Source organism: Haliea sp. (assembly GCF_041395985.1).
In the GTDB taxonomy this organism is placed as follows: domain Bacteria; phylum Pseudomonadota; class Gammaproteobacteria; order Pseudomonadales; family Halieaceae; genus Haliea.
Window position 1 is genome coordinate 89,821 of the sequence record NZ_JAWKZJ010000003.1, and the last position, 24,555, is coordinate 114,375.

Below are 24,555 nucleotides of genomic sequence, written 5' to 3' on the forward strand. Positions count from 1 at the left end.
TCTCTGTCCTCGTTTGTGTTACTGGAAGGTGGCGCCGGCACCCAGTGCCGCGTCATCCGCGAAAATTGCCGCCGCGACCTGCTGTTTGTGCCAACCGGCGTCACCCCAGGTATTGGCCAGTGCCCAGGCTTTCTTCATGAAGATGTGCAGGTCCACCTCCCAGGTGTAACCCATCGCTCCGTGCACCTGGATGCTGTTCTTGGCAGCCAGATTGGCCGCTTCACAGGCCATCAGCTTGGCCTGGGCCACCGCCAGTCCCGCCGCCGCTGCGTCTTCCGCGACGGCGTAGGCTGCGCGGTGCACCGGCGCCTTGGCGTACTCCAGGCGCACCGCCACATTGGCCATGTGATGCTTGACCGCCTGGAAGGAACCAATCGGCTTGCCGAACTGCTTGCGATCGGCGGTGTACTGCACGGAAAGATCAATCATCCGCTGCGCCAGCCCCAGCGCCTGGGCCGCGCACCCCAGCGCACCGCGGTTCAGGGTTGCACTGCGCAGGATCTTTGCCTGCGCCCCGTCGGCTACCGGCGTTGCGTTGGCCGGCAGGGTCACCGAGAACAGGCGACGGCCGGGGTCGACACTCTCGTTGCGTTCGCAGCTGAACTGCCCCTGTTCCAGGGCGTACCACTGCCCGTCACGCTCCAGCAGCAGGAGATCCGCGACATGGGCATCCTCGACCACGAGGTTCTGCGCCACCGCCGCCACGATGCGGGCTTCTCCTGTGGCGGCCAACGGCAGCCAGCGTGCCGCCAGCTCCCCACCCAGACCCTCCAGCAGCGGCACCGCGACCAGCGCATGATTCACCAGCGGCTCCGGCAGGGCGACGTAACCGCACTCCTGGGCCAGCAGCACAAAATCCACCGCATTCATGCCCAGGCCACCGTGTTCTTCCGGCACGGTCAGCGCGGTGAGGCCCAGCTCCGCCAGCTGCTGCCAGAGTGCAGGGTCGCGGCCGGTGTCTGTGTCCCAGCCGGCGCGCAGCCGCTCGGGCGTGATTTCATTGACCAGAAAGCCGCGGACGGAATCCTGAAACAGCAACTGGTCTTCGCTGAATGTAAAATCCATGGTTACCTCGGCATACCGAGCATGCGCTCGGCGATGATGTTGCGTTGAATCTCGTTGGTGCCGGCGTAGATGGGGCCCGACTGTGAGAACAGCCAGCCGTCCAGCCAGTGGCCCACGCCGCTGGCCGCCGGCGCATGCGGCAGGAGTTCGGCGCGCGCGCCCAGGATACTCATGGCTGTGGCGTGCATATTCTGGTCCAGCTCGGACCAGAAGATCTTGTTGGTAGACGACTCGGCGCCGATCTTGCCACCCTGGCTCAGGCGGCAGGCCGTCTGGTAGGTGCTCAGGCAATAGCTCTCCGCGTCAAGATAGGCGCGCATCACCGCTTCGCGAATCTGCGGATCGTGACTCACACTGGCCTCATTGGCCCGGTACAGCTCCACCAGTCGGCGCGCCGTTTCCTGAAAGCGCGCCGGGGAACGGAGCATCAACCCGCGTTCGAAACCGGCGGTCGCCATGGCCACCGCCCAGCCTGCGCCCTCGTCGCCCAGGCGATTGCTGACATCCACTTCGACGTTGTCGAAGAAAATCTCGGCGAAGCCCGGCAGCCCATCCAGCTGAGGGATGGGCCGCACCGTGATACCGGGGGTTTTCAGGGGCACCAGGATGAAGGTGAGGCCGCGGTGGCGCTCCGACTCCGGATCCGTGCGGAACATGCCGAACAGCCAGTCCGCCCAAACGGCCCGCGTGGACCAGGTTTTCTGACCGTTGATGATGTACTTGTCACCATCGCGCTGGGCGGTGGAGCGAATGGCTGCCATATCGGATCCCGCGCCCGGCTCCGACCAGCCCTGCGCCCAGATATCGCGGCCTTCTGCCATGGCCGGCAGGAAGCGCGCTTTCTGCTCCTCGGTACCGTACTCCATAAGGGTGGGGCCGAGCAGGAAGATACCGTTCTGGTTCACCCGCAGGGGCGCCCCTGCGCGGTAGTATTCCTCCTCGAAGATCAGCCACTCGATCAGGTCACAACCGCGCCCGCCGAGTGCCTCGGGCCAGGTCACCATACCCCAGCGACCCTGATTGAGGGTCGCTTCCCATTCGCGGTGCTGCTGGAAGCCCTCTTCGGTGTCGAAGGTCCTGAGCGGCTCCGCGGGCACATTGGCCTTGAGCCAGGCGCGGATTTCGCTGCGGAAGGCCTGTTGCTGTTCAGTAAATGCCAGTTGCATGTGTCAGTCCTGCGTTCAGAATTTGGCGTCGCGTTTTTCCACAAACGCATCCCGGGATTCCTGGGAATCTCCCACGGTATAGGCCTCCAGCGTGAAGCCCTGTTCCCAGCGGTACTTGTCCTCCAGGTTGCCGTCCTCGATGCCGGTCAGCGCCTCCTTGGCCAGCTTCACCATGGCCGGTGACTTGCTGGCGATGGTGGCGGCAATGTCCCGAGCCGTCGGCAGCAATGCCTCACGGGTGACCACCTTTTCGACGGCGCCCAGGCGATAGGCCTCCTGCGCGTCGATGAACTCGCCAGTGAAATACATGTAGCGAACTTTCTGCACCGGGAACATACGTTGCAGGTGGGCCCCGCCCCCCATGGCGCCGCGGTCGATCTCCGGTACGCCGAAGCGGGCGCAGTCAGACGCAACCAGAATGTCCGCGGCGCCTGCCATGCCGATGCCACCGCCCAGAACAAAGCCGTGCAAGGCGATGATGACCGGCTTCGGGTTGCGATGTATGGCACGGAAGGTTTCGTAGTTCCCCTTGTTGACGTCAACGATGCGCGTCGGCTCAGCGGCAAGTTCCTTGATATCGACCCCGGCGCAAAAACCACGACCCTCGGCGGCAATCAGTATGACGCGCACGGCGTCATCCCGGCCCAGCGCATCAATTTCCTCGGCAATGGCGAACCAGCCGGCACTGTCGAACGCATTCACGGGCGGCTTGTCCAGGATCATCTCGGCGATGCCGGCGTCGATGGTGGTGTGAAACGGTTTGCTCATGATTCTCTACCTGTCGGTACGTTGAATTAGGCGTTGGCGGGAACACGGGCCGCGAGCACCCGCAGGCGCGCCTCGGCCTCATCGACGATGGACTGGATCAGCTCCTCGCAGGTCAGCAGCGTGTCGATCACGCCCGCGACCTGACCGCTGGGCAAAACGCCGCGGGCGGGTTCACCATCCACCATCGCTTTCTGGATGATCATCGGCGCATTGGCCGACATGATGGCCTGGGCAGCGGTCATGTCGTCACTGCGACTCATGGCGATCGCCGACTTCAGCAGGCTGACCACGCTGGCCCCGGTGTACTTGCGAAAGGCAAGACCGTTGCGCATGGCGATAAGCAGTTTGCGCAGCTTAGAGGCGCGCTCGAGTTCGGCCAGCAATTCGTTCATGATCATGCGCTGGGGCATACCGTCCATGGCGCGTGAGACAATGATATCCGCCGGGTTCTTGCAGTCGAGGTAGCGCTGCTTGGTGGCCTCCGGCACCGGCGACTCTCGGGTTAGCAGAAAGCGTGTGCCCATGGCAACGCCATCGGCACCCCAGGCCAGTGCGGCGACCAGGCCGCGACCGTCCTTGAATCCACCCGCGGCGACCACCGGCACCTGGGCGCCGACCGCATCCACAACCTGCGGTATCAGCAGCGTTGTCGGCACCGCACCGGTATGGCCACCGCCCTCACCGCCCTGCACAGTGACCGCGTCCGCACCCAGCTCCACGGCTTTCACCGCATGCTTCGGCAGGCCGACCGTCGGCATGCAGATCACGCCCGCATCCTTGAGCCTGCGAACCATCTCCGGGCCCGGCGAGCGCGAATAACTCACGGCGCGCACCCCGTGCCGAATCACCATATCGATGATGTCCGACGCATTGGGCTGGTACATGTGGAAGTTCACGCCGAAAGGCCGGTCGGTGAGTGCCTTGACCTGGAGAATATCGCGCTCCATCTCCTCCGGGGGGATGGTTGCGCCGGCCAGAAAGCCGAACCCGCCGGCATTGCAGCTGCCCGCAACCAGACGGGGATCTGCCACCCATCCCATCGCGGTTTGCACGATGGGGTAACGGCAGCCTAGCAGGTCGGTCAGTCGAGTGGTGAGCATGGCGGTGCCTCAGGCCCGGATTCCGGGCGGGTTGTCAGCGATTTGTGCAGCGCGCTGGTTGTGCGGATCAAGCGCCGCGATGATCGCCAGCTGCTCGGCGGTCGGCGCGGGTGTTGTCGGCACATCCGCCGGTACCGCAATAGGGTATCCGGTGTTTTCCTGCACCTCCTCAACCGTCACTCCGGGGTGTAGCGAGAGCAGGCGTATCTGGTGATCAGGCCCGCCGAAATCCATCACACAGAGGTTGGTCACGACACGGCGTATATCAACGTCATCCAGCGAACGACCACGCGGCAAGCGCGCCGGGTTATAACCGATGGAGGAGACAAAATCACACTCTCCGTCCATGAATACCCGCGTGTTGTGCCCGGGCACAAAGAAGCTGTTGGCGTGGCAAATGGAGTTGCCCGGGAAGCCGCGCGCACCCAGCATCATCACTTTCGGTTGCTGATAGGTGCCGCCGAGTGCCGAGGTGTTGGTCTGACCGAAACGGTCAATCTGGGTGGGGCCCAGCATGGCGTGACGCTTGCCGCTCCATACGTTGTCGAAAATGCGCGAGAAGCCCATCCAGCTTTCATTGGCCTGGCGGAAATCTGCCGGGCGCTTGCCCAGTGGATTGGGCTCGCTGAGCATGAATGCCTCGGAGTCCGTCATCATCAGGTCCGGGTTGAAGGTTTTCATGGCCAGGCTGGCGGCCAGCCTGGGCACCACGCCGATGCCTGTGGCCAGCACTTCGCCGTCATGGCGGAAGGCCTCGGCGGCGGCAACGATGCACAGTTCGGCAAGGGTGTAACCGGTTGCTACAGTTGACATGCGATAGTCTCCCTGGGCGTGTCAGTAAGTGGGCAGCGCGAGTGCGCGGATGGCATCCAGCCCACCCACGTTGCGCTGGTATTCGGCCTCATCGGCCCCCAGGTATTTCTCCAGGTAGCTCTCTATGCCACCCTCCTTGGCTGATGCGGTGTACGCCTTGAAATGAGGCACATCGAAACCGTACAGCGGATTGCAGGACGTGGGATGCGCACCACCGGGTATCTCCACAATGGCGCTCGTGGCGGAGCGTTCCCAGAACACCTCCCGCGCCCTCGCGGGATCGGCGAAGAACGCGGTATCGACCAGCTCGTCACAGGACACGATGGTGGTCTTGGCAGCGCGTGCAAACCAGTCGTCGAGGTAGTGGTCCGGGCCCGCAATCTGGCAAACACCGCGAAAATCGGCACGGTCGACGTGAATCAACGACACGTCGAGATTCAGCGCCGGCATGGCCACCCACTCCTTGTCGTCGTACGGACTGTCGATCAGCTTGATATCCGGATTCTGGGTGATGACATCGGTACCCAGACCTACCTCGGTGGGAATGAAGGGTAGGCCCCAGGCAGCCGCGCGCAAGCCCAACAGCATCATGCCCTCGTCGATCTCCATCACCTCGATGGAGCCGCTCTGGCGAGCCTGGCGGAAATACGGTTCCAGCGGAATGAAGTCCAGTGACACGAAGGCGAACACCAGTTTTTTCACCTTGCCCGCGGCACAGAGCATGCCAACGTCGGCACCGCCGTAGGCGACTACCGTAAGGTCCTTCACATCTGAGCGGAGGATTTCGCGCACCAGTGCCATCGGCTTGCGCCGCGGCCCCCAACCGCCGATACCCACGGTCATGCCGTCTTCGATTTGTGCCACCGCATCGCGGGCACTGAGCCGTTTATCCATGTTGCTTTCCTTCAGCTGACGATCCGCGCCATGCGGTAATCGTGTTTGACAAAATTGACCCCGAGCGTGCTTTCAGTACGCCGCACACCGGGAATTCCACTGATGCGCTGGTGCACAAACTCCGCGAGATGCTCGTTGCTGCGCACCATGGTAATGGCCAGCAGGTCAGACCGGCCAAGCATCTCGCCGACAAAGCCGAGCTCAGCGATTTCCGCAAGTGCCTGCGCGACCGCCTGTACCTGGTGGCTGCGCTCGACCTCTATCCAGATATACGCCAGTGCGCCATTGCGAAAGCGATCGATGTTGGTGACCGCGGTGATGCGAATCTGCCGCTCCTCTTCCATGCGCCTGACCCGCGCCCGCACCGTGCCCTCGGTGACACCGAGGTCGGTGGCAATCTGACGGTTGCTGATGCGGGCATCCTCAGACAACCTCGCAACAATCTGCCGGTCTACGGCGTCCAGACAGCGCCGCGTCATGCCCCCGCACCCCGATCAAAAGGCACCCAATCGGGCTGATTCTTCAGCACGTTAACCGCCAGCGCTGGCGTCAAGCGGCGCACACCGGGCATGGTCGCAATACGCTCGTGCAGCAGCCGGTGCAGCGCAACCTGATCTTCGGCCACCATCAGAATCTCGATATCCTGGGCGCCTACCACGACGTTGACCGAGAACACCTCGGGCACGCCAGCGAGCTCACGCGCCACATCCTCAGGAGAGCGGTTCTCCACCTGTACGCCGATCGCCAGCAACATGCCGAACCCAGCCGCCTCGATATCGGTCACGGCCACCACGCGCATGGTACGTGAGTCTTCCAGGCGCCGCACCCTTGCCCGCACGGTCGCCTCGGTCAGGCCCAGTTCCCGTGCGATAGAGCGGAAGGGCAGCCGCCCGTCCGCGCGCAGCAGGGCAATGATGGCGTGATCCGTCTCATCCAGGTCAATCGGGGGTATGCGCTCCGCTCGCTGCTCCTGCCCGGCCATCAGCGCGCTAACCCCGCTCCGCTGCCATGCGCTGGCGCAGTTCGTTCTTCAACACTTTGCCACCGGCATTCATGGGCAGTTCGGACACAAACCGCACGAGGCGCGGGACTTTGTAGTTGGCCATGTTCTCCCGCGCCCAGGCGATGACTGCGGCCTCATCCAGGGCCGCGCCCGGGGCCGGCACAATCCATGCGCAGGCGACTTCGCCCATGCGCTCATCCGGCACGCCGATCACCGCAGCCCGGGTGACGCCGGGCATGCTGTGCAGGCTGTTTTCAATTTCAGCGGGGTAACAATTGAATCCTCCCACTATGAACATATCCTTGATGCGGTCGGTGATGCGCACGTAGCCATCTTCGTCCATTACGCCCACATCGCCGGTTTTCAACCAGCCGTCTGCGGTGATGGTGCGCGCCGTTTCTTCCGGATTGTCGAGGTAGCACTGCATGACATTGTAGCCACGACACCAGATTTCCCCCTCGGTACCCGCCGGGACGGCGACACCATCGGCGTCGACACACTGCATTTCCACACCGTCCATGGCGCGCCCTGAGCTGTGTGAAATGCGCTCAGCGCTGTCTTCCGGGCGACAAATGGAGATAACGCCACAGGACTCGGTGAGCCCGTAGGCGGTCACCACCACCTTGAAACCCAGCTCGCTGCGCATCTTCTGGATCAGGGACACGGGCACCGGTGCAGCGCCGGTCACCGCCAGCCGCAGACTGGAAAGGTCGTAGTCCGCGCGCCGCGGATGACTGAGCAAGGATTGATAGATGGTGGGCGGGCCGGGAATGACCGACACCCTGTCCCGATGAATCTGACCGAGCACAGCATCGAGGTCAAACTGCTTGACCGGCAGCATGCGCGCCCCGGTGATGGTAGCCGCGAGCCAGCCCGCCTTGTACCCGAAGGAATGAAAAAACGGGTTGATAATCAGGTAGTTGTCTTCACTTGTCAGACCTACCGTCGCGCTCCAGGTGGTAAAGGCGCGAATATTCTGCCCGTGGCTGGTGACCACGCCCTTGGGTTGCCCCGTGGTGCCTGAGGTGAACAGGATGTCCAGGGTGTCGTCGGGGCGCAGCTCACCGGCGCGAGCCTCAACCTCTGCCAGGGGCACATTGTCGCCACGCGCGAGGAAGTCGGCCCAGGATGTGTCATCCCCGGCTTCGCCCTCAAACAGCACGATATCCTGCAGGTCAGGCAAGTCCTCCCCTGCCAGCATCGCCGGGTAACGCATGCCGAGGAACTCGCCCACCGTGAACAGCCAACGGGCACCACTGCGACGCAGGATGAAACCGGCCTCTGCCCCTTTCAGGCGTGTGTTCAAAGGGACCAGCACGCCCCCCAGAGTCTGTGCGCCCATGGCCGCAACAATCCACTGCCACATGTTGGGCGCCCAGATGGCGATACGGTCACCGTGACCCAGGCCCGCCGCGAGGAAGGCGCGCGCAGCCTGCAGCCTGGCAGCATCCAGTTCGGCATAGGTAAGCGACACAGGCCCGTCGCTGATGGCCACCCGCTCCGGCAAGGCCCGTGCAGTAGCTGCGACAACCTGCGGCAATGTACGCTGTTGTGATTCGTTGTTGACCATGGCGACACGTGCAAACTGGTAACTCGGATCACAATACTAGACAGTGAAACGCGGTTTTACAACCGAAATTCGTAATTATCAGAGCAACAAACTACGCATAGTGAAGTCATACCCCAGCCGCGAGGGCCGGGGCACAGAGGGCATTTACTGCCCGGGGAAGCTGTAGTCCTTGAACTGCTCGCGCAGCGATACCTTGTGGATCTTGCCGGTAGCGCCGTGTGGCAGCTCGTCCACAAACTCGACGGCATCCGGCCTCCACCAGGTCGCGACCTTGCCCTCGAACCACGCCAGCATATCGGTGGCCGACAAGTCCTGTCCATCGCCCTTGCGCACGACAATCAGCAGTGGCCGCTCGCTCCACTTGGGGTGGTAGTGACCAATGACCGCCGCCTCTGCGACCTTGGGGTGACTCATCGCGACGTTTTCCAATTCGATCGAGGAGATCCACTCACCGCCGGACTTGATGACATCCTTGGTGCGGTCGGTGATGGCCATGTAGCCATCGGGATCGATCGTGGCGACGTCGCCGGTTTCGAACCAGCCCGATTCCGCGTGCGCGCCGTCTGCATCGCGCTTGTAGTAACCCGAGCAGATCCAGGGGCCCCGCACTTTCAGGGAGCCATAGGCCTTGCCGTCCCACGGCAATTCCTGGCCGTCGTCACCGACAATCTTCATCTCCACGCCGAAGATGGGCCGTCCCGCCTTCAGGCGAAGCTTGCGATACTCTTCCTCACTGAAGCGCTCACGCTCGCTATCGCTGGCGTTGATGCTGCCGAGGGGGCTCATCTCGGTCATTCCCCAGCCGACCCGGGTCACCACGCCGTAGCGGTCAAACTCCTCCGCAATGGCCAGGGGACAGGCGGCGCCGCCGACCACGATGCGCTTCAGTGATTCCACCTGCTTGCCGGTTGCCTTGAGGTGCGCGAGCAGGGCCAGCCAGACGGTGGGCACACCGGCCGACATGGTCACCTGCTCTTCGTTGATGAGGCTGGAGAGGGTTTCGCCATCGCCCATCTTGTTCCCGGGGAACACCAGCTTGGAGCCCGCCATCGGGCAGGAATACGGATTGCCCCAGGCGTTGACATGGAACATCGGGACGATGGGCAGCACCACATCGCTGGCCGAGAGACCCATGGCGTCGGGCATCATGGTGGCGTAGGCGTGCAGCATGGTGGAACGGTGCGAGTACAGCACGCCCTTGGGGTGACCCGTCGTGCCCGATGTGTAGCACAGGGCACAGGCGTCACGCTCGTCCAGTTCCGGCCAGTCGAAGTCGCTGCTGGCGCCGTGAATAAGGGTTTCGTAGCAGAGCGCATTGGGCAGCGTGGTCTCCGGCATATGCTCGGCGCTGGTCAGCACCACCCAGCCCTGCACCCCGGGGCATTCCGGGGCCAGCTTCTCCGCCAGCGGCACGAAGTCGGGGTCGATGAATACGTAGCGGTCTTCCGCGTGGTTGATGATGTAGACCAATTGCTCGGGAAACAGCCGCGGGTTGATGGTGTGACAGACGAAGCCGCTGCAGGCTGAGGCGTAGTAGGTTTCCAGGTGTCGATAGTCGTTCCAGGCCAGGGTGCCGATGCGATCACCGCGCTGCAGGCCCCAGGGCTCCATGGCATTGGCAAGCTGGCGGGTACGCGCGAACGCCTCGCGATAGGTATATCGATGACGCGGGTTGTCGCGGGTGACCGATACGATTTCCTGGTCGCCATTAACCCGCTCGGCATGCTGGATGATCGAGGTGATCAACAGCGGCATATCCATCATCAAACCGTGCATTGGGGTGTTCTCCTTTTATCGTGACGGGGATCGTTGAGCGCAAATTGTAGTCATTTACGCGGAGGATAACACCGCCAGCGGCCCGCGACTGTCAAAAACCGGCAGCGGCCTGACGCCTGCAACGGGCGGCGCCTTGCAACACCACTCACCGGCCACCGCAGCGCGCGGGCGTTTTCCCGGGCGCTGGGCAGTGATACCGTATCCGCTAGCAACCGCCCGCGACGATAACAACAGTAATGGAGGACCCCATGTCACGTTTGACCGAGGCCCAGGCGCTGGCCTATTGGCGCCGTAATCTTGCCCTGATGGTGAAACTTCTGCTGGTCTGGTTCGCGGTGAGTTTCGGCTGCGGCATCCTGTTTGTCGATGTGCTCAACCAGATCCAGATAGGTGGTTACAAGCTCGGTTTCTGGTTCGCCCAGCAAGGCTCCATCTTTATTTTCGTGCTGCTGATTTTTTACTACACGCGCAAGATGGCCAAACTCGACCGCGAATTCAACGTGGAAGAGGACTAGGGCCGCCTCATGGAACTGCAAACTCTGACTTACCTCGTGGTTGGTGCCAGCTTCGCGCTGTACATTGGCATCGCGATCTGGTCGCGCGCCGGCTCCACCAGGGACTTTTATGTCGCCGGCGGCGGTGTGCATCCCGTCGCCAATGGCATGGCCACGGCGGCGGACTGGATGTCCGCTGCCTCATTCATCTCCATGGCCGGCATGATTGCCTTCATGGGCTATGGCGGCTCCGTGTTCCTGATGGGCTGGACCGGCGGCTTCGTCATTCTCGCCATGTTTCTGGCGCCCTACCTGCGCAAGTATGGCAAGTTCACGGTCCCCGAATTCATCGGGGACCGGTTTTACTCCAACGCAGCACGCGCGGTAGCGGTGGTGTGCCTGATCATCTGCTCCGTCACCTATGTGATTGGCCAGATGAAGGGCATCGGTGTCGCCTTCTCGCGCTTCCTCGAAGTGGACTACGGCACCGGCTTGCTGGTGGGCATGTGCATTGTGTTCTTCTACGCGGTGCTGGGGGGTATGAAAGGCATCACCTACACGCAGATTGCACAGTACTGCGTGCTGATCATGGCCTATACCATTCCCGCAATATTCATCAGCCTGAACCTGACCGGAAATCCCTTCCCGCAGCTGGGCCTGGGGAGCACACTGATCGGCACCGACACCTATCTGCTCGACAAGCTGGACCAGATGGTGATGGAACTGGGCTTCAACGAGTACACCACGGAATACCGGCTCAGCGGCCTGAACATGTTTGCCTACACGGCGTCACTGATGATCGGCACCGCGGGCCTGCCCCACGTCATCATTCGCTTCTTCACCGTACCCAAGGTACGCGACGCACGCAGCTCCGCCGGCTGGGCACTGTTGTTCATTGCCATTCTCTATACCACAGCACCCGCAGTGGCCGGCATGGCCCGCCTGAACCTGATGCAGACCATCGAGCCCGCGCCCGGTGAACACCTGGTGTATGACGAGCGCCCCGACTGGTTCCGCAACTGGGAAACCACCGGTCTGCTGGCCTTCGAGGACAAGAACCGGGATGGCCGCATCCAGTACAACGCCGACCCGACGGTCAACGAGATGGTGACCGTGGACAACGACATCATGGTACTGGCCAACCCCGAAATCGCACAGCTGCCCAACTGGGTGATCGCGCTGGTGGCTGCCGGCGGCCTCGCCGCCGCGCTGTCCACGGCGGCCGGGCTGTTGCTGGCCATTGCCTCGGCCATTTCCCATGACCTGCTGAAAGGCATGATTGCGCCCGGCATTTCCGAACGCGCCGAGCTGCGTGCCAGCCGGGTCGCCATGGCCGCCGCGATCGCCGGGGCAGGTTATCTGGGCTTCAACCCGCCCGGTTTTGCCGCGGGCACCGTGGCGCTGGCGTTCGGACTCGCCGCGTCCTCCATCTTCCCGGCCTTGATGATGGGCATCTTCTCCAAACGCACCACCAAGGAGGGCGCGATTGCCGGCATGGTCGCAGGCATCGGGGTGACCCTGTTCTACGTGTTCCAGCACAAGGGTATTATGTTCATTGCTTCGACCGCGTTCCTCGGTGACATGCCGGCCAACTGGTTCCTGGGGATTGAACCCAATGCCTTCGGCGCGGTAGGTGCGGTCGTCAACTTCGCCGTGGCCATGCTGGTCAGCCGCGTCACCAGCGCGCCGCCGGAGTCGGTACAGGAACTCGTGGAGCACATCCGCGTACCGGCTGGCGCCAGCGCCGCACACGACCACTGAGAGCAGGAGAAAAGCCGATGTTCCGCAACCGACACGTCATCATCGCCCTGCTGGTGGCCCCGTTGCTGTCCATTGGCGCGTGGTTCGCCGTGGGTCAACTGGTCGGCGAACAGCCGCACCGGGCTGAGGCGGGGCGCGACTACCCGCTCATTGCCAAGAGCAGCTGTCGCTACGACAGCGGCCGTTGCGCATTGGCGAATGGCAACCTGGAGCTTGAAATCGACGTACAGGCGCAGGGTCCTGGCTGGCAACTGCGGTTGCAGGCGTCGCACCCGCTGGAGGGCGCTGTCGTGGCCATTGAGGAAGCCGGCCGCACGGCCGAGCCGCGGGCGATGCGTCCGCAGGACTCAAGCCCCCAACACTGGGTGCTGAATCTGCCCGCACTACCCACCGCAGGGGCCAGACTGCAACTGGTTGCTGCCGCAGGCGGCAGCCGCTACTTCGCGGACACGGGTTCGGATTTTCTGCAGCGCTTCCGCACGCTGGGGCCCTGACTGTGGCCACAGGTGATGATGCGCCCGCCCTGCCACGCGCGCCCGTGGATCTGGCACCGATCACGGATTTTCTCGCCGGCACACTGCCCTTCGACCGGCTTTCTCCGGCAGCGCTGGCGGACCTCCTGACGTCGGTTGCCATCAGCTACCACACCCGTGGCGAATCTTTTGATGCCGGCTCCGAGCCCCGCGGCTTGCGCATACTGCGCAGCGGTGCCGTCGATCTGCGCGATGCAGACAACACCCTGCTGGATCGCCTGGGCGAAGGCGAGAGCTTTCACATTGGCGGCCTGAACGCCGAACGCGGCGAGGTGCGGGCCTGCGTGATCGAGGATGCGCTGGTGTATTTTGTCCCGGACAGCGCCTACCAGGCACTGCGCCAGGCACACCGGGATATCGACCGCCATTTCAGCAGCCAGCGCAGCCGGCGACTGCGGCGCGCCGCCCGTTATCAGTCATCCCCCAGCACGCTGCTGCTGAGCATCCGCGACTCTATGAGCACGGAGCTGCTCACCGTCCGCGGTAGCGACACCCTGCAGAGCGTTGCCCACGCCATGACGCAAAGGCGAGTCTCTTCGGCACTGGTACTCGATGGCACCTGCCTGCAGGGCATTATCACCGACCGCGATCTGCGAGCGCGGGCGTTGACGGCAGCACTGCCTGCCGACACACCCATTGCCCGCATCATGACAACACAGCCGGAAACAGTGGGAGCGGACTGCACCCTGTTTGATGCAACCTTGCTGATGACCCAGCGTGGCTATCACCACTTGCCGGTCATGGAAGGGGGCCGGCTCGCGGGCATGATCACCACGTCAGATCTGATACTCGCGCGCCAGAACGACCCGGTGTATCTCGTGCAGCATATCTCCAGGCAAGACAGCGCCGAGGGCATCAAGACACTGCTGGGGAGCATGCCGGCGCTGGTGGTTCAGTGGAGCCAGTCTGGCATGCACGCACATCAGGTCAGCCGCGTCCTGACAGCCATATCGGATGCCGTAACCGTGCGCCTGATTCAGCTGGCAGAAGCCGAACTGGGGCCTGCCCCCGCGGGGTGGTGCTGGGTCGGATTCGGTTCCCAGGCGCGTGCCGAGCAGCTGTTTGGCGCCGATCAGGACAACGGCGTGATTCTCGCCGATGATACGCAGCCTGAACACGCGGGCTGGTTTACCGACCTGGCGCGGCGCGTCTGCGACGGCCTGCAACTCTGCGGCTACCCTTACTGCCGCGGCGAAATCATGGCAACCACGGACAGCTGGCGGCAACCGCTGCACCGCTGGCAGGATACTGTGCGCGGCTGGACCATCACCCCCTCTCCGGCGGCGGTGATGCGTGTCAGCATCTTCTTCGACCTGCGGCCCATCTACGGCGAGGAGAGTCTGTGCGAAGCTCTTCAGGAGGTGATGCTGCAGGAGGCGTCGCGCAACTCCATTTTTCTTGCCGCGCTGGCCGCAAATGCTCTGGAGAGCCGGCCACCGCTGGGAATGTTCCGCCGTTTTGTGGTGGAGCGCAATGGCGAGCACCGCGACGCGGTGGATGTCAAGAAACGCGGGGTGTTGCCGATCACCGAGATCGTCCGCCTGCACGCGCTGGCTCACCGCATACCGGCTGTCAACACAGAAGAGCGTTTACGGGCTCTGGCGCGGGAGAAGAAAATGACCATGGGCGACAGCCGCAACCTGGCCGATGCCCTGCACTGCATTCAACAACACCGCCTGCAGCACCAGTGCCAGCAGATCATGGCGGGGGAAACACCGGACAACTTCCTTAAACCACACGAGCTGCCGACATTGGCGCGCGAGCAACTGCGCGATGCCTTCACCCTGATCGACGAGTCACAGGCCGCCGTGCGCCAAACCTACCGGGCGGGTATGGGCTGATGTGGCTGCGGCTGCGCCGCTCACGCCGGCGGCAGGCGGCGGGGACGCCGTTGGCGGCATGCTGGCAACACCCCACGCCAGCCGGCCGGACCGCCTGCAGAGAAGCACCGTTTCTGGTTTGTGACGGTGAGATGTCCTCCCTTGATCCCGCGACAGGTGCGCTGCTGAGCCTCGGCTGGGTTGCCATCGAGCACGGCGCCATTCAGCTCGCCAGTGCGCGCCACTACCTGATTGCCGGAGAGCAGGCTGTTGGCCAGAGTGCCACCATTCACCATATCCACGACCGGGAACTGGCCCAGGGCGCGCCCATCTCAACGGTCATGGAAGCGTTCCTGCAGGCGGCGGCCGGCCGCGTGCTCGTGTTTCACCACGCCGCACTCGATATCGCCTTTCTGGATCGACAGTGTCAACGCCTGTACGGAGCGCCACTGCTGCTACCGACAATCGATACACTGCGCCTTGAGCAGAAACAGCGGGAACGCCGTAACCAGGCCTGTGCACCGGGCGCGTTAACCCTGGCGGGCTGCCGCGCGCACTATGGCCTGCCTGTGCACGCTGCGCATAATGCACTGCTGGACGCCATTGCGACCGCAGAGCTGTTGCTGGCGCAGATTGCACACCGCGGACGCAACACGACCCTGCACCTGCGCGACCTGCGCTGAGTCACCCGATCAGCTGACCGGGTGCGCGCGGTTGGCGACCAGATGATCAACCACAGAAGGGTCGGCCAGCGTGCTCGTATCGCCGAGACTGCCGACCTCATTTTCCGCAATCTTGCGCAGAATCCGTCGCATGATCTTGCCCGATCGGGTTTTTGGCAGACCCGGCGCCCACTGGATCACGTCCGGCTTGGCGATCGGGCCGATCTCGCTGGCACAGAGTTGCACCAGCGCCTTGCGCAGTTCTTCGCTGGGCTCGACGCCGTCCATCGGCGTTACGAAGCAGTAAATGCCCTGTCCCTTGATATCGTGGGGGTAGCCGACGACCGCCGCCTCCGCGATATCCTCATGCAACACCAGCGCGCTCTCAACCTCGGCGGTACCCATGCGATGCCCAGACACGTTGAGCACATCATCGACACGACCCGTAATCCAGTAGTAACCGTCTTCATCGCGAGTGGCGCCATCGCCAGTAAAATAGTAGCCGGGGTAGTTGCGGAAGTAGGTGTCTACCATGCGCTGGTGATCACCGTAAATTGTGCGAATCTGACTCGGCCAGGACGCCTTTATGACCAGGTAGCCGGACCCCGCGCCGTCAATTTCGCTACCGTCCTCATTGAGCAGGGCGAGTTGCACACCGAAGAACGGCATACTCGCAGAACCCGGCTTGAGGTCCGTTGCACCCGGCAGTGGCGTGATCATCTGCGCGCCCGTCTCCGTCTGCCACCAGGTGTCGACAATTGGACAGCGGGAATCACCGACGACCCGGTAGTACCATTCCCAGGCTTCGGGATTGATGGGTTCACCGACCGACCCCAGCAAACGCAGACTCGCGCGGGAGCTGCGCTTGACGGGCGCATCACCGTGGGCGTGCAGCGATCGGATGGCCGTCGGCGCCGTGTAGAACGTGTTGACCTGGTGCTTGTCGATCACCTCCCAGCAGCGGCCTGAATCGGGCCAGGTGGGTACCCCCTCAAACATCAGGGTCGTGGCGCCGTTGGCCAGGGGACCGTAGAGGATGTAGGTGTGTCCTGTTACCCAGCCAACGTCTGCTGTACACCAGAAAATCTCACCCTCGCGGTAATCGAAGGTGTATTTGAACGTCATCGCGGCCTGCAGCAGATAGCCCCCGGTGGTGTGCAGAACCCCCTTCGGCTTGCCGGTTGAGCCCGAGGTATACAGGATAAACAGCGGGTCTTCCGCCTCCATGCTCTCCGGCTCGCACTGTGCGGAAGCCGCGGCTGTCGCTTCGTTGTAGCAGACGTCCCTGCCCTGCTTCCAGGCCACGTCGGCGCCAGTCACCCGTGCGACTATGCAGGTGTGCACATTGGGGCAGGACTCCAGCGCCGTGTCGACGTTACTCTTCAGGGCGATGGTCTTGCCACCGCGCCGACCTTCATCCGCCGTAATGACCGTCTGGCAGTCGGCGTCCTGGATGCGATCTACGATGGCTGTGGGTGAGAACCCGCCGAAGACCACCGAGTGGATGGCGCCAATGCGGGTACAGGCCAGCATTGCGTAGGCTGCCTCCGGCACCATGGGCATGTAGATGCACACCCGGTCCCCCTTGCCCACGCCGCGTGCGCGCAACACGTTGGCCAGGCGGCACACCTGCTCGTGCAACTCACGGTAGGTGACATGCTGGCTCTGCGTCGGGTCATCGCCCTCCCAGAGCAGCGCGGTCTGGTCTGCGCGGGTGTCGAGGTGGCGGTCTATGCAGTTGACGCTAACGTTCAGCCGGCCGCCCGCAAACCAGCTGGCACGCCCCTCGTGAAAATCGTAGTCGACAACCGTGTGCCAGGGTTGGTCCCACTTCAGGAATTCGGTGGCTTTCTCGCCCCAGAATCCCGCGGGATCGTCAACGGAACGCTGGTACATCTGACGATAGCGCTCGGACGTGATGTGCGCATCACGGAAATTCTCGGGAACCTTGTGTATGGGGAAATGGGACATGTTATTGCTTCCGCCGGTGGTGACTTTGGAGTCGATGATACTGCTTCCCGGAAGGGGCGCAACTCGACCAAGGTCTATGTCCGATGCACTAGCCCAGCCACGTCCAGCGCTCCGCCGCGACATCACCGCGCGCTCGCCCCTCGTCAGCCAGCTTGATCAGATGGGCGGACAGCGAAAGTTTGGCCCAATCATGACGCGCGGGATCGACGTCGTCGTACACCACCTTGACCAGCGCATTGAGGTCCGCCTGTCCCAGCGAGGAGAGCCCCGCCACCACCTTGCGCTCGCGTGCCAGACGATGCTCAACCAGACCCGCCACTTCCTCGCGGGGGGTGTGAATCAGGTCGCCATGGCCGGGCGCGATACTCTGCAGGGGGTAATCCAGCAACAGCTGCAGGGAGTCAATATAAGCCTTCATGTCGCCGCCGGGCGGCACTATCACGACGGTTGACCCGTTCATGATGTGGTCGCCAGCGAACAACATACCGTCGTCTTCCAGCAGAAAGCAGTAATGATTGTTCACGTGGCCCGGCGTATGCAGGGCCCGCAGTGTGAATTCCGGGGCCGACAACACCCAATCGTGACTGAGCAGGGTTGTCGGTGAAAAGGTATCGTCCTGGAACCGGTCGTCGGCAGGCATTGCGCCGATCACCTCAGCGCCGGTGGCCGCTGCCACGCCCTGCCATGCCGGTGAGTGGTCGGGGTGGGTATGGGTGCAGATAATCCAGCGAATCCGCCCGGCGCCAGCTGCAAGGATGGCCTCGATGTGCTCCGGGATAGCGGGGCCGGGGTCGACCACCGCGACCTGCTCCTCACCGAGCAGATAGGTGTTGGTACCCGGGCCCGTCATCATGCCCGGATTGGGCGCCACCAGGCGGCGCACGCGGTCGTTAAGGCGAAACGGCACGCCATGTTCAAACATCGGATTACACCATATTCTCAATGGGAACCAGCGGATTCACATCGGCGTCGTAGTCAACGCCATCCACCTCAAAACCGAACAGTTGCAGGAACTCGCGACGGTAACCCTGAAAGTCCGACAACTGATGCAGGTTATCGGTATCGATCTGTTGCCAGAGCGCCGCCACTTCAGCCTGCACTTCCGGATCCAGTTCCTTGCCATCAGCCCGCAGGCGACCCTGGTCGTCCAGTTCAGGCGTCGGGTTGTACAGCGAGTTGCGGAACAGGCCATCCACCTGCTCGATACAGCCCTCGTGTGTCCCCCGGGCCTTCATGACCTTGAACAGAATCGCCAGGTAAATCGGCATGGCGGGAATGGCCGCACTGGCCTGGGTAACCACCGCTTTCAAAACCGAAACACGCGCGTCGCCGCCCTGCGCGGCCAGGCGCTGACGAATCCCCACGACGCGCCGATCCAGATCCTGCTTGGCGGCACCGATTGTGCCGTGCCAGTAGATATCCCAGGTCATTTTCTCGCCGATATAGGTGTATGCCGTGGTTTTCGCGCCCTCGGCCAGCACGCCAGCGTCATCCAGCGCTTCGATCCACATTTGCCAGTCTTCGCCTCCCATCACCGCTACCGTATTGTCGATTTCTTCCTGCGTGGCGGGTTCGAGGTGAAAATCCTGCACTTCCTGCTTGTCGGTGTTGACGCCCTTCTGCACGGTAGGCTTGCCGATGGGCTTCAGGGTGGAATTGTGTACCACGCCGGTGACCGGATGCTGCCGGCGGGGAGACGCCAGGCTGTAGACCACCAGGTCTACCTGCCCCAGATCCTCGCGTATCGTGGCGATGGCCTTCTGCTTGACCTCATCGCTGAACGCATCGCCATTGATACTTCTGGCGTAGAGCCCCTCCGCCTCGGCAGCCCTGTGAAACGCTGCACTGTTGTACCAGCCCGCCGTACCCGGCTTGGACTCGGTGCCTTCTTTCTCAAAGAAAATACCGAGGGTCGCCGCGCCGGCGCCAAACGCCGCTGTGATCCTGGAAGCCAGCCCGTAGCCGGTAGAAGCGCCTAGGACCAGCACCCGCTTGGGGCCGTTGTCGACAGGGCCCTGCCGCTTCACGTAGTCAATCTGGTTGCGCACGTTGGTGGCGCAGCCAACGGGGTGGGTTGTGGTGCAAAGGAAACCGCGCACGCGGGGCTTTATGATCATGATCGGTTGTTTCCCTGATTTTGTTCAGTCGAGTGCGCCGCCTGCGGGCGCTGCCGCGAGTGTATCACAGGCAACACCGCCTCAAAGTCGCTTCCACCAGTCACAGAATGGTCACCGAACTGTTACCTCAGCGCCATCATCACGTCACAAAGTCCTCGCATCCTGCAGCTGCATTCACTGCTGAACCGAACGGAGAATCCCATGCGTCGACTCAACCCCTGGCTGCTGGCCACCTGCCTGACTCTTCCTGCCATGCTTGCAGGCTGCGATGGCGACGATGGCCGCGACGGACTCGATGGCGCTGACGGTAGCCCGGGTGAACAGGGGCCCGCAGGGGAGAACGCCGCCAACAGCCGCATCGCGTTGAGCTTTCTGGGCCGCTATGAGACCGGGGAATTTGATGAGAGCGCCGCAGAAATTGTTGACTATGACCCGGCCACACGTCAGGCGTTTGTGGTCAACGCGCAATCCGGCAGGGTGGACATCCTCGACATCAGCGCACCCGATATGCCAGTGCTGGCGGGTACTCTCAACGTGGCGGCTGATATCGCCGGCGCCGTGACTGCGCTGGCTGATCCGGAAGCGCTCGGCGCGGCTAACAGTGTAGCGGTTGCCGGTAGCCTGCTGGCCGTGGCCGTGGAGGCCGACAGTAAACAGGACAACGGCTACGTCGCCCTGTACCAGACAGACGGCACTTTCCTTTCTGCCATCGAAGCTGGCGCGCTGCCCGACATGCTGACATTTACCCCCGACGGTAAAAATCTGCTGGTCGCCAACGAAGGCGAGCCCAATGGCGACTATAGTGTCGACCCCGAAGGCAGTATCACGCTGATCGATCTCACTGCCGGCGCAGGCAATCCCGTGAGTAGAACGCTGCGTTTCACCGACTTCAACACCGGTGGCAGCAAGACGCTGGGGGCAGGTGTGCGTATTTCCGCAAAGAGCGCGAGCGTTGCACAGGATATCGAACCCGAATTCATCACCGTAGCAGCTGACGGCAGCACGGCCTGGGTAGCGCTACAGGAAAACAATGCGTTGGCGGTTGTCGACGTGGCAGCAGGCGAAATCAGTGCGGTTATCGGCCTGGGTTACAAGGACCATGGCCTGACCGGCAATGGTCTGGACGCCAGCAATCGGGACGGCGGCACCAACATTCGTGAATGGCCTCTGCGGGGAACCTTCATGCCTGACAGCCTGAAGAGCTACACCGTCAATGGCATCACCTATGTCGTCAGTGCCAACGAGGGCGATGGCCGAGAATACCTGACCGATGCGGCCAACGAAGCCGAGTGCAGCGCACAGGGCGGTTTCGACTACGACGACGGCGATTGCTTTCACTATCTCGACGAGATCCGCGTCGGCGACATCCTGGATACGGGCGCGACTATAGAATTGGCAAATCTGGAGCGTTTTGCACCGGACCTGGACTCCCTGCTTGACAACGCCAACCTCGGTCGTATCAAGGTCATTACGAACCTCGGTGTACGAGACTGTCCCGCGGGCAGTCTGGAATCGAGCGGACAACCCACCGCTGGCTGCGTATATGAGCACTTGTACAGCTTTGGCGCGCGCTCTTTCAGCATCTGGGACAGCCGCAACGGTTCACTGGTGTTCGACAGCGGCGCCGACTTCGAAACTGTCACCGCGCAGCGTCTGGGTGACAGCTTTAATGCCAGCAACGACGACAATACCGGTGATGATCGCTCGGATGACAAGGGCCCGGAGCCAGAAGCTCTGGAAATCGCCAGCATCGACGGCAAGTTCTATGCGTTTGTCGGACTCGAGCGTGTGGGTGGGATCATGGTTTACGACATCAGCAACCCAGAGAACGCGACGTTTGTGCAATACGTCAACACGCGAGACTTCAGTCAGAATATCGAAAGCCTGGTTGACGGGGGCAACTTCTCTGCGGTGGGCGACCTGGGCCCCGAATCCATTCGCTTCGTGCCGGCAGAGCAGAGTCCCAATGGCGAGGCGCTGCTGATCGTCGGCAACGAGGTCAGCGGCACCACGGCCCTGTTTGCCGTTACCCTGGTGAGCGGGGAGTGAGCGTCACGCGACAGCTGATCCAGACGGTCTGGTAGGGTTCCAGCTGCAGTGACTGGTCAGGATCGGGATAACGTTCTCCGCTGATCAGGTCTTCCCATTCCGCCTGCTCGGGCAGACTCAGGTCGAGGAGGCTCAACAGGCGTGGCTCATCGGTGATATTACTGATACAGAATATCTGCTGCGCAGGCTCCTGACTGTGCCTCGAGAAGCCAAACAGGGCGCTGCCGAGTTGCAGGGTAAACTGGGCCGCATTGGGATGGAATGCCGGCTGTGCGCCGCGCAGGCGCAGCAGGGCTTCCAGTGCCAGCATCACCTGGCGGTGGGTGCTCGCTGGATCCGCAAGCTGCGCCTCCAGCTCTGACCACTGCCACTGATGCCGATTGATCGCGCGGTTATGTCCCGTGTGTTCCATACGCTGATAATCATTGCGCGTGCCCAGAAGGCTGTGGATATACAACCCGGGGATGCCCTCCAGCGCGAACATGATGGCATGTGCGCAGACAAAGCGCGCAAAGGCCCAGCTATCCGGCCCGCGCACGGTGCCCTGCAACGCGTCATAGAGCGCGATGTTCACCTCGTAAGGGCGCTGCGCCCCGCCCTCCAACGCACGCCAGGACACCTGTCCACCAAAGCGCTGCAGAGCACCGAGCAGGGCAGCCAGCTCGTCGTCACTCAACAGGCCCTCAACGGGGCGCAGGCCGATGCCATCGTGAGAAGCGATAAAGTTGAAAAACGTCGTGCCGCTGCGGGCTGGCGGCATTGCCATCAGCCACTGCCGCAGGTAAGTGCAATCGCCGGTCAAAAGCGTATTGATCAGCAGCGGCGGCAGCGAAAAATTGTAGACACAGTGGGCTTCGTTGGCGTTGCCAAAGTAGGACAGATTCTCCAGGTTGGGGATGTTGGTTTCCGTAATCAGGATGGCATCATGTCTTGCATGCTCGATCAGTGTGCGCAGCAGGCGCACCACTTCATGTGTTTGCTCAAGATTGAGGCAGCTGGTCCCCGGGATTTTCCACAGGAAAGCGATGGCGTCGAGGCGAAAGATGCGCACACCGCGATCCAGATACAGCCGCACGATGCGCACGAATTGCAGCAAGACTTCAGGGTTGCTGAAATCGAGATCGACCTGGTCATGGCTGAAGGTGCACCAGACATGACGAGGGCCGCGCACGGTCTCCACCGTGCGCAGCAGCGGGGAGGTCCGGGGCCTCACCACCGCGGAGAGGTCCTGTGCGGGGTCCGCGGTGAAGAAGTAGTCGCGGCCCGGTGACTCGTCACGCAGGAAATTTTCGAACCAGGCACTCCGGCTCGAGCAGTGGTTTATCACCAGATCCGCCATCAGGTCGCAGGACGCGGCGATCTCACCGATATCGTCCCAATCGCCCAGCGCCTCATTGACGCTGGAGTAGTCAAGCACGGCAAAGCCATCATCTGATGTCCAGGGATAGAACGGCAGAATGTGCACGCCGCTGATCACGCCCTTGGTATAGGCATCGAGAAACCGCTTCAGCGTGTGCAGGGGCTTCTCGCCAGGTGCCAGCAGACTGTCCCCGTAGGTAATGAGCAGGGCATCGCGCTCACTCCAGGTGTTCCTGCCTGGCGCCGGGGTGGCTACATCACGCTGCAGGCGCATCGCCTGTATCAGCTGGGGCACCAGCTCAGAGGTTGATGCTGCGGCCGGTGTATCCGCGTAGATCACCTCCAGATGCTGCTGTACGCGCGCCTGCAGCCATTCGAAGTCGGACTGTGCGGAACCCATCACCGCTGAGTGCCGTAGTCCTGCATGTCTGCGTCCACCGCCTCCTGCAGCCGCTCAAGGATATCCGGCACCGCACTGATCACACGGTTCCAGCTGGGAATGAAGGGCCGCTCCATGGGGTACTCGAGGAAGGCTTCACCGGCCTTCATAATATTCTCGGCAAACATTTCGACCGCCATTTCCTCCTTGTGGATGTCCAGACTCAAGCCATTCATCACCGCGTCATTGTGATAGGTCTCTACAAAATCGAGGGCGATGCGGTAATAGGTCGCTTTCAGTGAACGGAAGGTTTCGCTGTTGAAGGTGACCCCGCGGGTAGCAAGCTTGCGGAACAGCGCTTTGGCAATGTCGATCGACATGCGCGAAAGGCCGCGGGTCGCATCATCCTGCGACATCTCCTGATGCTTGTGATCATAGACGTCCGCAATGTCGACCTGGCAAAGCCGGTTGTTGGCATAGTTGCGATACACTTCCGACAGCACACCGATTTCCAGCCCCCAGTCACTGGGTATGCGAATATCGGTGAGCACATCGCGGCGGAAGGAGAACTCGCCAGCCAGCGGGTAGCGGAAGCTGTCCATGTAATCCAGGTACTCCATATCGCCCACGGTTTTTTTCAGGGCGCGCAGCAGCGGCGTCACCAGCAGACGGCTGACCCGCCCATTGATTCTGCCGTCCGCCACCCGCGCATAGTAGCCCTTGCAGAACTCGTAATTGAACTGCGGGTTGGATACGGGATAAATCAGGCGCGCCAGCAGCCCGCGCTCGTAGGTGAGAATGTCGCAATCGTGCAGCGCCACTGATTCGGCACGACCGGAGGCCAGCGTGTAGCCCATGCAATACCACACGTTGCGACCCTTACCGGCCTCGCGCGGCGCCAGATCGCGCGCCTCCAGCTCCGCATCCAGGGCGCGCAGACGCGGGCCGTCGTTCCAGAGCACACGATGGCGTTGGGGCAGGTCCGAGAAGAAGGCCAGGGCGGCCCGGTATTGCGCCTCGTCCGCCCGGTCGAGGCCGATCACGACTTCTGCCAGATAGGGCACATGCGCCAGCTCCTGCACGATATGCGGTAGCGCCGCACCCTCCAGCTCCGAATACAGGGAAGGCAGGATGAGTCCCAGTGGACGGGTCCGCGAAAAGCGCAGCAGCTCGGCTTCCAGTTCGTCCACGGAGCGGTGCGAGAGATTGTGCAAGGTGGTGATAATGCCGTTCTGGTAGAAATCGCCCATTCTGA

General features: G+C 62.5%; 21 protein-coding genes. 6 read left to right on the forward strand and 15 right to left on the reverse strand.

Annotation, left to right across the window (positions count from 1 at the left end):
- Positions 1 to 18 precede the first annotated feature (18 nt).
- The 10 genes from R3E49_RS06890 to R3E49_RS06935 all read right to left on the reverse strand — a co-directional run bounded on the left by R3E49_RS06890 (position 19) and on the right by R3E49_RS06935 (position 10,155).
- Entirely contained in the window at positions 19 to 1,065 is a 1,047-nt protein-coding gene (locus tag R3E49_RS06890; RefSeq protein ID WP_371294371.1) for an acyl-CoA dehydrogenase family protein, read from the reverse strand.
- 2 nt (positions 1,066 to 1,067) lie between these two features.
- Positions 1,068 to 2,231 (reverse strand): acyl-CoA dehydrogenase family protein, encoded by a 1,164-nt coding sequence (locus tag R3E49_RS06895; protein WP_371294372.1) that lies wholly within the window; start codon positions 2,229 to 2,231, stop codon positions 1,068 to 1,070.
- Between the two features lie 15 nt (positions 2,232 to 2,246).
- Entirely contained in the window at positions 2,247 to 2,999 is a 753-nt protein-coding gene (locus tag R3E49_RS06900) for an enoyl-CoA hydratase family protein (protein WP_371294373.1), read from the reverse strand.
- Positions 3,000 to 3,025: 26 nt separating this feature from the next.
- Positions 3,026 to 4,099, reverse strand: a complete 1,074-nt coding sequence (locus R3E49_RS06905) for an NAD(P)H-dependent flavin oxidoreductase (RefSeq protein WP_371294374.1) — start codon at positions 4,097 to 4,099, stop codon at positions 3,026 to 3,028.
- A 9-nt stretch (positions 4,100 to 4,108) separates the two neighbouring features.
- Entirely contained in the window at positions 4,109 to 4,912 is an 804-nt protein-coding gene (locus R3E49_RS06910) for a CoA-transferase subunit beta (protein WP_371294375.1), read from the reverse strand.
- Between the two features lie 21 nt (positions 4,913 to 4,933).
- Positions 4,934 to 5,806, reverse strand: coding sequence for a CoA transferase subunit A (locus R3E49_RS06915; protein ID WP_371294376.1), 873 nt, complete (start codon positions 5,804 to 5,806; stop codon positions 4,934 to 4,936).
- A gap of 11 nt (positions 5,807 to 5,817) precedes the next feature.
- Positions 5,818 to 6,285, reverse strand: a complete 468-nt coding sequence (locus R3E49_RS06920; RefSeq protein ID WP_371294377.1) for an Lrp/AsnC family transcriptional regulator — start codon at positions 6,283 to 6,285, stop codon at positions 5,818 to 5,820.
- Positions 6,282 to 6,788: an Lrp/AsnC family transcriptional regulator gene (locus R3E49_RS06925; protein ID WP_371294378.1), complete on the reverse strand. Its 507-nt coding sequence runs from the start codon at positions 6,786 to 6,788 to the stop codon at positions 6,282 to 6,284. The genes R3E49_RS06920 and R3E49_RS06925 overlap by 4 nt, the downstream gene beginning before the upstream one ends.
- 7 nt (positions 6,789 to 6,795) lie before the next feature.
- Positions 6,796 to 8,379, reverse strand: coding sequence for a FadD3 family acyl-CoA ligase (locus tag R3E49_RS06930; protein WP_371294379.1), 1,584 nt, complete (start codon positions 8,377 to 8,379; stop codon positions 6,796 to 6,798).
- A gap of 144 nt (positions 8,380 to 8,523) precedes the next feature.
- A complete protein-coding gene (locus tag R3E49_RS06935; protein WP_371294380.1) occupies positions 8,524 to 10,155 on the reverse strand; it encodes a 3-(methylthio)propionyl-CoA ligase in 1,632 nt (543 codons plus the stop codon).
- A gap of 248 nt (positions 10,156 to 10,403) precedes the next feature.
- On the opposite strand from R3E49_RS06935, the gene R3E49_RS06940 reads away from it, so the two are divergent.
- Genes R3E49_RS06940 through R3E49_RS06960 form a run of 5 tightly spaced genes read left to right on the forward strand, consistent with a single transcriptional unit; the run spans position 10,404 to position 15,446 of the window.
- Positions 10,404 to 10,670 (forward strand): DUF4212 domain-containing protein, encoded by a 267-nt coding sequence (locus R3E49_RS06940; protein WP_371294381.1) that lies wholly within the window; start codon positions 10,404 to 10,406, stop codon positions 10,668 to 10,670.
- A 9-nt stretch (positions 10,671 to 10,679) separates the two neighbouring features.
- The gene (locus tag R3E49_RS06945; RefSeq protein ID WP_371294382.1) at positions 10,680 to 12,410 is read left to right on the forward strand and encodes a sodium:solute symporter family protein; all 1,731 of its coding nucleotides are present in this window, start codon (positions 10,680 to 10,682) and stop codon (positions 12,408 to 12,410) included.
- 17 nt (positions 12,411 to 12,427) lie between these two features.
- Positions 12,428 to 12,904: a hypothetical protein gene (locus R3E49_RS06950; protein WP_371294383.1), complete on the forward strand. Its 477-nt coding sequence runs from the start codon at positions 12,428 to 12,430 to the stop codon at positions 12,902 to 12,904.
- Positions 12,905 to 12,906: 2 nt separating this feature from the next.
- Positions 12,907 to 14,784 carry a putative nucleotidyltransferase substrate binding domain-containing protein gene (locus R3E49_RS06955; RefSeq protein WP_371294384.1) on the forward strand — a complete coding sequence of 626 codons (1,878 nt, stop codon included), beginning with the start codon at positions 12,907 to 12,909 and terminating at the stop codon, positions 14,782 to 14,784.
- On the forward strand, positions 14,784 to 15,446 hold the full coding sequence (locus tag R3E49_RS06960; RefSeq protein WP_371294385.1) for an exonuclease domain-containing protein: 663 nt from the start codon (positions 14,784 to 14,786) through the stop codon (positions 15,444 to 15,446). The genes R3E49_RS06955 and R3E49_RS06960 overlap by 1 nt, the downstream gene beginning before the upstream one ends.
- Before the next feature lie 9 nt (positions 15,447 to 15,455).
- On the opposite strand, the gene acs is transcribed toward R3E49_RS06960, so the two are convergent.
- The 3 genes from acs to fabV form a co-directional block, all read right to left on the reverse strand.
- Complete coding sequence (gene acs / locus R3E49_RS06965) at positions 15,456 to 17,396, reverse strand: acetate--CoA ligase (RefSeq protein WP_371294386.1); 1,941 nt, start codon at positions 17,394 to 17,396, stop codon at positions 15,456 to 15,458.
- An 88-nt stretch (positions 17,397 to 17,484) separates the two neighbouring features.
- On the reverse strand, positions 17,485 to 18,318 hold the full coding sequence (locus R3E49_RS06970) for an MBL fold metallo-hydrolase (protein WP_371294387.1): 834 nt from the start codon (positions 18,316 to 18,318) through the stop codon (positions 17,485 to 17,487).
- 4 nt (positions 18,319 to 18,322) lie between these two features.
- Entirely contained in the window at positions 18,323 to 19,513 is a 1,191-nt protein-coding gene (gene fabV / locus R3E49_RS06975; RefSeq protein ID WP_371294388.1) for an enoyl-ACP reductase FabV, read from the reverse strand.
- 201 nt (positions 19,514 to 19,714) lie between these two features.
- Between fabV and R3E49_RS06980 the strand changes: the two genes are divergently transcribed.
- A complete protein-coding gene (locus R3E49_RS06980; protein ID WP_371294389.1) occupies positions 19,715 to 21,562 on the forward strand; it encodes a choice-of-anchor I family protein in 1,848 nt (615 codons plus the stop codon).
- Here the strand turns inward: R3E49_RS06980 and R3E49_RS06985 are convergent.
- Both R3E49_RS06985 and R3E49_RS06990 read right to left on the reverse strand, forming a co-directional pair.
- Entirely contained in the window at positions 21,540 to 23,321 is a 1,782-nt protein-coding gene (locus R3E49_RS06985; RefSeq protein ID WP_371294648.1) for a sugar phosphorylase, read from the reverse strand. The two genes, R3E49_RS06980 and R3E49_RS06985, sit on opposite strands and share 23 nt — an antisense overlap.
- Positions 23,321 to 24,550, reverse strand: coding sequence for a glycosyl transferase (locus R3E49_RS06990; RefSeq protein WP_371294390.1), 1,230 nt, complete (start codon positions 24,548 to 24,550; stop codon positions 23,321 to 23,323). Before R3E49_RS06990 ends, R3E49_RS06985 begins: the two co-directional genes overlap by 1 nt.
- Between the last annotated feature and the right edge of the window lie 5 nt (positions 24,551 to 24,555).

What these genes read in the sequence shown, in the direction of transcription:
- R3E49_RS06890 (WP_371294371.1), bottom strand. Translation starts at nt 1,065, where the DNA reads ATGGATTTTACATTCAGCGAAGACCAGTTGCTGTTTCAGGATTCCGTC.
- R3E49_RS06895 (WP_371294372.1), bottom strand. Translation starts at nt 2,231, where the DNA reads ATGCAACTGGCATTTACTGAACAGCAACAGGCCTTCCGCAGCGAAATC.
- R3E49_RS06900 (WP_371294373.1), bottom strand. Translation starts at nt 2,999, where the DNA reads ATGAGCAAACCGTTTCACACCACCATCGACGCCGGCATCGCCGAGATG.
- R3E49_RS06905 (WP_371294374.1), bottom strand. Translation starts at nt 4,099, where the DNA reads ATGCTCACCACTCGACTGACCGACCTGCTAGGCTGCCGTTACCCCATC.
- R3E49_RS06910 (WP_371294375.1), bottom strand. Translation starts at nt 4,912, where the DNA reads ATGTCAACTGTAGCAACCGGTTACACCCTTGCCGAACTGTGCATCGTT.
- R3E49_RS06915 (WP_371294376.1), bottom strand. Translation starts at nt 5,806, where the DNA reads ATGGATAAACGGCTCAGTGCCCGCGATGCGGTGGCACAAATCGAAGAC.
- R3E49_RS06920 (WP_371294377.1), bottom strand. Translation starts at nt 6,285, where the DNA reads ATGACGCGGCGCTGTCTGGACGCCGTAGACCGGCAGATTGTTGCGAGG.
- R3E49_RS06925 (WP_371294378.1), bottom strand. Translation starts at nt 6,788, where the DNA reads ATGGCCGGGCAGGAGCAGCGAGCGGAGCGCATACCCCCGATTGACCTG.
- R3E49_RS06930 (WP_371294379.1), bottom strand. Translation starts at nt 8,379, where the DNA reads ATGGTCAACAACGAATCACAACAGCGTACATTGCCGCAGGTTGTCGCA.
- R3E49_RS06935 (WP_371294380.1), bottom strand. Translation starts at nt 10,155, where the DNA reads ATGCACGGTTTGATGATGGATATGCCGCTGTTGATCACCTCGATCATC.
- R3E49_RS06940 (WP_371294381.1), top strand. Translation starts at nt 10,404, where the DNA reads ATGTCACGTTTGACCGAGGCCCAGGCGCTGGCCTATTGGCGCCGTAAT.
- R3E49_RS06945 (WP_371294382.1), top strand. Translation starts at nt 10,680, where the DNA reads ATGGAACTGCAAACTCTGACTTACCTCGTGGTTGGTGCCAGCTTCGCG.
- R3E49_RS06950 (WP_371294383.1), top strand. Translation starts at nt 12,428, where the DNA reads ATGTTCCGCAACCGACACGTCATCATCGCCCTGCTGGTGGCCCCGTTG.
- R3E49_RS06960 (WP_371294385.1), top strand. Translation starts at nt 14,784, where the DNA reads ATGTGGCTGCGGCTGCGCCGCTCACGCCGGCGGCAGGCGGCGGGGACG.
- acs (WP_371294386.1), bottom strand. Translation starts at nt 17,396, where the DNA reads ATGTCCCATTTCCCCATACACAAGGTTCCCGAGAATTTCCGTGATGCG.
- R3E49_RS06970 (WP_371294387.1), bottom strand. Translation starts at nt 18,318, where the DNA reads ATGTTTGAACATGGCGTGCCGTTTCGCCTTAACGACCGCGTGCGCCGC.
- fabV (WP_371294388.1), bottom strand. Translation starts at nt 19,513, where the DNA reads ATGATCATAAAGCCCCGCGTGCGCGGTTTCCTTTGCACCACAACCCAC.
- R3E49_RS06980 (WP_371294389.1), top strand. Translation starts at nt 19,715, where the DNA reads ATGCGTCGACTCAACCCCTGGCTGCTGGCCACCTGCCTGACTCTTCCT.
- R3E49_RS06985 (WP_371294648.1), bottom strand. Translation starts at nt 23,321, where the DNA reads ATGGGTTCCGCACAGTCCGACTTCGAATGGCTGCAGGCGCGCGTACAG.
- R3E49_RS06990 (WP_371294390.1), bottom strand. Translation starts at nt 24,550, where the DNA reads ATGGGCGATTTCTACCAGAACGGCATTATCACCACCTTGCACAATCTC.